The sequence below is a fragment of the Haladaptatus sp. genome, assembly GCF_049589095.1.
GTDB lineage: Archaea > Halobacteriota > Halobacteria > Halobacteriales > Haladaptataceae > Haladaptatus.
This window is the reverse complement of the sequence record NZ_JBAWAC010000062.1, coordinates 1-7,033: the sequence shown is the minus strand read 5'-3', so window position 1 is coordinate 7,033 and position 7,033 is coordinate 1. Positions and strand designations below refer to the sequence as shown.

The 7,033-nt window shown below is 61.0% G+C and carries 7 protein-coding genes; 2 read left to right on the top strand and 5 right to left on the bottom strand.

The features are described 5' to 3' along the window. Positions 1-137: 137 nt before the first annotated feature. Positions 138-482, top strand: a complete 345-nt coding sequence (locus WBV42_RS02170) for a DUF7344 domain-containing protein (protein WP_423984574.1) — start codon at positions 138-140, stop codon at positions 480-482. A 71-nt stretch (positions 483-553) separates the two neighbouring features. Here WBV42_RS02170 and WBV42_RS02165 read toward each other — a convergent pair whose 3' ends face one another. Both WBV42_RS02165 and WBV42_RS02160 read right to left on the bottom strand, forming a co-directional pair. Continuing rightward, positions 554-1,099: a tRNA (cytidine(56)-2'-O)-methyltransferase gene (locus tag WBV42_RS02165; protein WP_423984573.1), complete on the bottom strand. Its 546-nt coding sequence runs from the start codon at positions 1,097-1,099 to the stop codon at positions 554-556. A 41-nt stretch (positions 1,100-1,140) separates the two neighbouring features. Then, positions 1,141-2,709, bottom strand: coding sequence for a Na+/H+ antiporter NhaC family protein (locus WBV42_RS02160; RefSeq protein WP_423984572.1), 1,569 nt, complete (start codon positions 2,707-2,709; stop codon positions 1,141-1,143). A 156-nt stretch (positions 2,710-2,865) separates the two neighbouring features. On the opposite strand from WBV42_RS02160, the gene WBV42_RS02155 reads away from it, so the two are divergent. Further along, a complete protein-coding gene (locus tag WBV42_RS02155; protein ID WP_423984571.1) occupies positions 2,866-3,801 on the top strand; it encodes an NAD-dependent epimerase/dehydratase family protein in 936 nt (311 codons plus the stop codon). A 12-nt stretch (positions 3,802-3,813) separates the two neighbouring features. Here WBV42_RS02155 and WBV42_RS02150 read toward each other — a convergent pair whose 3' ends face one another. The 3 genes from WBV42_RS02150 to WBV42_RS02140 form a co-directional block, all read right to left on the bottom strand. Then, on the bottom strand, positions 3,814-4,146 hold the full coding sequence (locus WBV42_RS02150; protein ID WP_423984570.1) for a BsuPI-related putative proteinase inhibitor: 333 nt from the start codon (positions 4,144-4,146) through the stop codon (positions 3,814-3,816). A gap of 221 nt (positions 4,147-4,367) precedes the next feature. Further along, on the bottom strand, positions 4,368-5,537 hold the full coding sequence (locus tag WBV42_RS02145; RefSeq protein ID WP_423984569.1) for a S8 family peptidase: 1,170 nt from the start codon (positions 5,535-5,537) through the stop codon (positions 4,368-4,370). A 141-nt stretch (positions 5,538-5,678) separates the two neighbouring features. Further along, a complete protein-coding gene (locus WBV42_RS02140; RefSeq protein ID WP_423984568.1) occupies positions 5,679-6,836 on the bottom strand; it encodes a S8 family peptidase in 1,158 nt (385 codons plus the stop codon). Between the last annotated feature and the right edge of the window lie 197 nt (positions 6,837-7,033).

Here is a 7,033-nt window from a genome sequence, read left to right as displayed (position 1 = left end):
GCGCACAAGCGTTGTCGGTCCGCCTGCGCAAAGGAACCGCCACACTGGTCGGGAACTCCGTCACGGAGGACCCGATATAAAGATTTGAGTCGTCAACCCACGGGCACACCCATCGGCAAGCGGTAGGTTTCCGCACGATGGACCTTGGATCCTCATTGAGTCGCTCGTTCGATGTGTTGTCGCACTATCGCCGTCGTCTCGTTCTCTACCACCTCCTCGAAACGTTCGACGGACGTGCGTCCCTCGACGCTCTGACCGACATCATCGTCGCCGAATCGGAGGAACTGGACATGACACCCGAGGCACACCGGCGCACGATGGTAAGCCTCCAACACGTTCACCTTCCCAAACTAGTCGCCATGGGAGTCATCGAACACGACGAAGAGGAGAACATGGTCCGTTTGCGAACACCTTCATCGATGCTCGATCGACTGTTGGATCTCTGTCTCGACTACGAGACGTACGATCACTGCCAGAATTGACGCCGAGCATCAGTCTCATCAAACGAGGTTGTCGGCGGAACCAACGATCCCAGAATCGCAATCCAGCCGAACTATTCGTCGACCGGTTCGACCTGCTTGCCGGTCGCTTTCGGAATCACGCGCTGTTGAGCGTCCTCCCACTTGCGGTCGAGTTCGCGGCCGTCGAACAGTCGGTCGAGGAAGACGGCCAGTCCGGCGACTTCCGAGTGCGGTTGGTTCGTCACGCCGACGTTCCAGTCGGCGGCTTCGTATACGTCGAACGAGACCTTTTCGGCACCGACGACGACGAGGAGCGGTTCCTCGTTTCCCGTATGGGCGTCCCGAATCTCACCCTCCACGTCCTGCACGCGCTCACCGTACATCGTGAGGTGGACGACCTTCCCCTCCCAATTCCGGATGAGCGCCTTCTGGCTACCCGAGCACTCGACATCGAAGGGACCGCCGAAGCGGTCGGTGATGTCGCGGATGGTGTCCCGTGACTGTCCCGCGTTGTCTGGGAGGACGACCTCGTCCGCCCCGAGCGCGCGGGCCGTGAGTCCGACGTGGGTGGTCATTCGCTCGTCGCGTCCGGGCCGGTGGCCGAGGCGAACGACCGTGACCGACGGTTCGTCGTGCATGCGCCGAAAAAGGAACCGGTTCGGTTAGGGGGTTTCGAATTTCACTCGAAAGCCTGTGCGACGCCGATTTCGTCGGTGACGCCGACGTACTCGGAGAGGAAGTAGGTCACACCGATCAACAGCGCGACGCCGAGGAGGAGTGTGGCGCTCACCGGAATTCCGGTGTAGCCGCTGATGAGGAACGCTCCAGTCGCGATGGCCGCCGCGAGTATCGCGTACGGAATCTGCGTGTTGACGTGGTCCACGTGGTCGCTGGCGGCGAACATGCTCGACATGACGGTCGTGTCGCTGATGGGCGAGCAGTGGTCACCGAAGAGCGACCCCGTGAGGATGGCACCGATGGCCATCACGAGCGGTGACCCGAGCGAGTGTGCCAAGGGAACGGCGACCGGGAACAGGATGGCCATCGTCCCCCACGAGGTGCCGATACAGAAGCTGATGATCGCGGCGCTCAGGAAGATGACGGCCGGGAGCAGTTCGGGCGTGATGATACCCTGCGAGATACTGACGACGTAGTCGCCGACGCCCAGTTTCTGACTGACCGAGCCGATGCTCCACGCCAGCGAGAGGATGGCGACCGGGAACATCACCATCTTGAACCCCTCGAAGATGGAGTCGCTCACCGCGTCGAGTTCGATGCGGGCGTGACCGACGAGGATGGCGAGGATCGTCCCGCACCCCGCGAACGCCGCCCAGAGGATTGCACTCGCCGTGTCGGCGTCTTCGAGCGCGTTGCTGAACGAACCGCCGTCCATTCCTCCCCCGGTGAACCAGAGGCTGAACACGGTAACGAAGACGAGGACGAGGATGGGGGAGACAAAATACCACCAGCGTGGATCGACGTGGTCGGGCGTCTCGATGTCGCTCGCCTGTGTCTCCATCAACGGATTGGCGTCGTCGCCGAGGACTTTCCCTTTCTCCCGAGCGCGGCGTTCGGCGGCCTGCATCGGGCCGAAGTCCCAATCGGTGAGGACGATGATGAACACCAACACGATGGCGAAGAGGCTGTAGAAACGGAACGGGATGGACTGGACGAACACAATGAACGGTTCCTTATCGATTCCCAGCGCGTCGAACTGTTGTTTGATGAGGCCGACCTCGTAACCGAGCCACGTCGAGACCACCGCGATGCTCGCGGTCGGCGCGGTGGTCGAATCGAGGATGTACGCCAGTTTCTCCCGGCTCACGTCGAAACGGTCCGTGACAGGTCGCATCACGGACCCGGAAATCATCGTGCTGGCGTACGAGTCGAAGAAGATGAGCATCCCCAGGATGGACGTCCCCAACCGGGCTTGCCGACTCGAACCCACCCGCTTGACGATGGCGTCCGCCACCGAACTCATACCACCTGAAAGGAATATCATCCCCAGCATCGCGCCGATGAGGAACGTAAACAACAGTAGTTTGACGTTGAACGTCGAGGTGACGTTCGCCACCACGAACTGCAACCCTCGGGCGGCACCGGCGATGGGATTCCATCCGACGAGAATCGTCGCACCGAGCCAAATTCCGGCGAACAAGGAGAGGAGCGCTTGTCGCGTGGTGAGGGTCAACACGATGGCAATCAGCGCCGGGAGTAAGCTGATCAATCCGTATGTCTCAGCAGTCATACCGAAAACCATTTCGACATCCATATATAAGCATTATTGGCGTTCAGTGAAAAATTAGATAATATTGCACGACGTCGTTTCCAATCCAAAACCTCGTTTCGGGGGGTCGGACGATGGACCGGAACACACTTGCCGGAAACAATCACACAAGCGAGCATGCAGCTTACAGGAAAGCGGATCCTCGTAACCGGCGGTGCCGGTCTGGTTGGTTCTCAGATGGTCGATGACCTCGTTGCGGACAACGACGTAGTCGTCGCGGACGACCTCTCCAACGGGATCGAGTCGTCGATTCCCGACGACGCCGAGTTCGTGCGGGCGGATCTGACGGACGAGTCGGCGACTGCCGAAGTCATCGACGGCGACTTCGATGCCGTCTTCCACTTCGCGGCGGCGGACAAGTACGTCAACACGGACGACCCGCGCCCGCAGTTCGAGGAGAACGGCGAGATGACGTACAACATCCTCGAACGGATGGACGAGGTCGGGGTGAGTAACTTCGTCTTCACCTCCTCCTCGACCGTCTACGGCGAGGCACCGAGGCCGACGCCGGAGGATTACGCGCCGCTCGAACCCATCAGCATCTACGGGTCCGCGAAACTCTCCGAGGAGGCCCTCCTCTCGACGTTCGCCCACTCGTACGACTTCACCGTCTGGAACTTCCGTTTCGCCAACATCGTCGGCCCGCGGTTCGGCGCTGGCGTCGTCCCGGACTTCGTGGAGAAACTGGACGACAACCCGGACGTGCTGACCATCCTCGGCAACGGCCTACAGGAGAAGTCCTACATGCACGTCACCGAGTGTACCGAGGCCATCCGCTACGTCGTCGAGAACGCCGACGAGGCGATGAACACGTACAACCTCGGGACGCGGACGACCACCTCGGTGAACACCATCGCGGACATCGTGGCCGACGTGATGGGACTCGACCCCGAGTACGAGTACACCGGCGGCGACCGCGGATGGACGGGCGACGTACCCAAGATGCGCCTCTCCATCGAGAAACTGTCGGCGCTCGGCTGGAAGCCCTCCCAGAGCAGCGACGAGGCGGTTCGACGCGCGGCAGAACAGTTGTACGACGAACTGAGGAACTGAGTGGAAAGTCGGTTAGACCCTGAAATCGGTCCGTGCTTCCACGTCCTCCTCCATGATTTCGAGCGTCGCGACGACGGTGTACTGGCCCGGTTTCGCGTCGGGCCACCCGCCGGAGTAGGTCTTCTCGACGTCCGGGTCGAACGCCACGTTCTGGAGCGCCTGCGTGTACATCTGCCCGTCGCTCGCGCGCCAGATCTCTGCGCCGTCGTCGAGGACGGCGAAATCGGTCTTGAGGCCGCTCCGGAACGTCACGTTCGTGGGGTCGGTGTCGGTGTTTTTCACCCGCAGTTCGAATTCGACGGTTCCGTCCGTCGGCGTCGCCGTTACTTCGCTTTCGAGCGTCATTATTTCCAGTTCGTTTCGCTAGTTCGAAAAGGTTGTCCCCTTCGCTCCAACTCTCCCCCTCTTTCTCTCTTCGGACTCGATGATTCGGAACCCCTGATGAAAAATGCCGCCGGTAATATTGATGGAGATACAGCCGTCAGCTGATGACGCGGCCGTGTTAGCGATGATGCGGCCGTATTAATGCTGAGGACGGCGTGTTGGTGATGATGCGATCGTCGGGATTAGACCGCCGAGTACACGTCGAGGAGGCCGTAGCCCTGCTCGTTGCTGGACAGGCCGAGGTCTTCGGTCGTGCTCAGGATCTGGTCTTCCGCGTCGCGCGCCGAGTAGCCCTGTGCGATGAGCTGTCCGACCGCACCGGCGACGTGCGGGGTCGCCATCGACGTTCCGGAGTAGGTGTCGTAGCCGCCGGGGACGGTCGAGTAGATGTCGGTGCCGGGGGCGATGATGTTGACTTCCGGACCTTGGCTGGAGAACGAGGACTGTTCGTCGCTGTCGTTCGAGGACGCGACGGTGATCGTCTCGGAGTAGGCACCGGGGTACTCGACACAGTCGGTACACTGGCCGTCGTTGCCTGCCGCCGCCACGAGAACGACGCCGTTGTCGTACGCATACTCGATCGCGTCCTTGAGCGTCTGCGAACTGGAGGAGCCACCGAGACTCATGCTGGCGACGTCCCACCCCTGATCCGCGACGTACTCGACACCGGCCGCGATGTCGGAGAACGACCCGCTTCCGGAACAGTCGAGCACTTTGACGGCGTGGAGCGTCGCCTGCGTCGAGACGCCGACGACGCCCTGGCTGTTGTCCACGGCGTTCGCGATACCGGCACAGTGCGTCCCGTGGTTGTTGTCGTCGGACCACGAGTCGTTACAGGAGTTGCTGTTCCCGTAGAGGATACAGCTACCCGTGTATCCGCCGCTGCCACAGGTGACGAACGACTTGCCCGAGCCGATGTTCGCCTGCAGGTCCGGGTGGTCGTCGTCGATTCCCGTGTCGACGATGGCGATGTCGGCACCGGAACCCGTGTCACCGTTGTCGTGCGCGACGTCGGCATCCACGCGGTCCACGCCCCACGGCGTCGTCTGAGCGAGGGCTTCCATCGTGCCGTTCTCCTCGACGTAGCGGATGTGGGGGTTCTTTTCGAGCGCGGTCGCCGCCCGTTTCGGCACACGAATCGTCATCGCCTCGATGGAGTTGAACTCCCGGACGACTTCGTCCGCACTGCTTCGGGTCATCGCCCGTCCGCGTGCGCTCTTGAACCCGACGTTCACTTCCACCTTGTCCGTCGGCTCGGCCGATGCCAAGCCAGTCGCACCGGCCGCTGCGATGGAGCCACCGGTCAGTTTGAGAATATTACGTCGTGATACGCTATTGGCTTTCCTTACCATACTATATGGTAGAATGAAACATAGATTTAAAAAATTAACTATTTTACTTAGTATAAGTAAAATTAGAGAGATATTAACTTTCTATCGGATAATAAATTTCGTATAAATCGGGGGACGGTGGTCGGCTACCGAACTGACCGGTTAGTTGTCGCTGGAGTCGAGACCGAGTGCGGTCGCCGTGTCGAGGAGCCCTGCGCCACTCTCGTTGCTCGACAGGCCGATGTCCTCCGCGGTTTGCTTGATCGTGTCCCGCGCCTGTGTGTTCGACGCCCCGTTGGCCATCAACTGACCGGCGGTCCCCGCAACGTGCGGGGTCGCCATCGACGTTCCCGAGAGGGTGTCGTAGCCGCCGGGGACGGTCGAGTAGATGCTGCTGCCGGGTGCGGCGATCTCGACTTCCGATCCGGTGCTGGAGAAGTACGAGAGACCGTCCGAGGAGTTGGTCGAACCGACTGCCATGACTTCTGGGTAGGCTGCGGGGTAGCCGACGCAGTCGGTACACGGACCGCTGTTGCCCGCCGCGGCGACGAGGAAGACGCCGTTGTCCACCGCGTACTGGCACGCATCACGGAGCGTGGAGGAACCGGACGAACCGCCGAGGCTCATGCTCCCGACGTCCCACCCTTGATCCGCGACGTACTCGATACCCGCCGCGATGTCCGAGTACGACCCGCTACCCTGGTTGTTGAGTACTTTGACGGCGTGGAGCGTCGCCTGCGTCGAGACGCCGACGACACCCTGACTGTTGTCGATGGCGTCCGCGATGCCGGAACAGTGTGTACCGTGTTCGTTGTCGTCGTCCCAATCGTTTCGGCACGTACTCTTGCCGCCACGACACTTGACGAACGCCTTTCCAGAGCCGATGTTGGCTTGCAGGTCGGGATGATCCGAGTCGATTCCCGTGTCGATGATGGCGATGTCGGCACCGGAACCCGTGTCACCGTTGTCGTGTGCGACGTCAGCGTCCACGCGGTCCACGCCCCACGGAAGCGTTTGGCCGAGTGCGTGCATCGTGCCGTTCTCCTCGACGTAGCGGATGTGAGGGTTCTTTTCGAGCGCGGTCGCCGCCCGTTTCGGGACGCGAATCGTCATCGCCTCGATGGAGTCGAACTCCCGCACCACGTCGTCCGCACTGCTTCGGGTCATCGCCCGTCCGCGTGCGCTCTTGAACCCGACGTTCACCTCCACCGTGTCCGTCGGCTTTGCCGCCGCGAATCCGGTCGCACCCGCCGCCGCGAGCGAACCGCCAGTTAGTTTGAGAATTTTACGCCGTGATACGCCTTTGGCTTTCCTTACCATGCAACTGTAACAATAGACCATGTATTAATATAATTTCCTGCCCTATTGTGAAAATAAACCACAGTTTCATCTTCACTGACCGTTTGACCATCACCGAAGTGACAGCGTCACGCCCCGGATTGCGCGTTTTCCTCGACGTAGCGTATTTCCGGATTCCCGTCTAGTTCCTCCCAGCTTTCGCGTGGAATCACCACCGT

Excerpts from the sequence above, each read along its gene's own strand:
- WBV42_RS02155 (WP_423984571.1), top strand. The coding sequence starts at position 2,866 with ATGCAGCTTACAGGAAAGCGGATCCTCGTAACCGGCGGTGCCGGTCTG.
- WBV42_RS02140 (WP_423984568.1), bottom strand. The coding sequence starts at position 6,836 with ATGGTAAGGAAAGCCAAAGGCGTATCACGGCGTAAAATTCTCAAACTA.
- WBV42_RS02150 (WP_423984570.1), bottom strand. The coding sequence starts at position 4,146 with ATGACGCTCGAAAGCGAAGTAACGGCGACGCCGACGGACGGAACCGTC.
- WBV42_RS02145 (WP_423984569.1), bottom strand. The coding sequence starts at position 5,537 with ATGGTAAGGAAAGCCAATAGCGTATCACGACGTAATATTCTCAAACTG.
- WBV42_RS02165 (WP_423984573.1), bottom strand. The coding sequence starts at position 1,099 with ATGCACGACGAACCGTCGGTCACGGTCGTTCGCCTCGGCCACCGGCCC.
- WBV42_RS02170 (WP_423984574.1), top strand. The coding sequence starts at position 138 with ATGGACCTTGGATCCTCATTGAGTCGCTCGTTCGATGTGTTGTCGCAC.
- WBV42_RS02160 (WP_423984572.1), bottom strand. The coding sequence starts at position 2,709 with ATGACTGCTGAGACATACGGATTGATCAGCTTACTCCCGGCGCTGATT.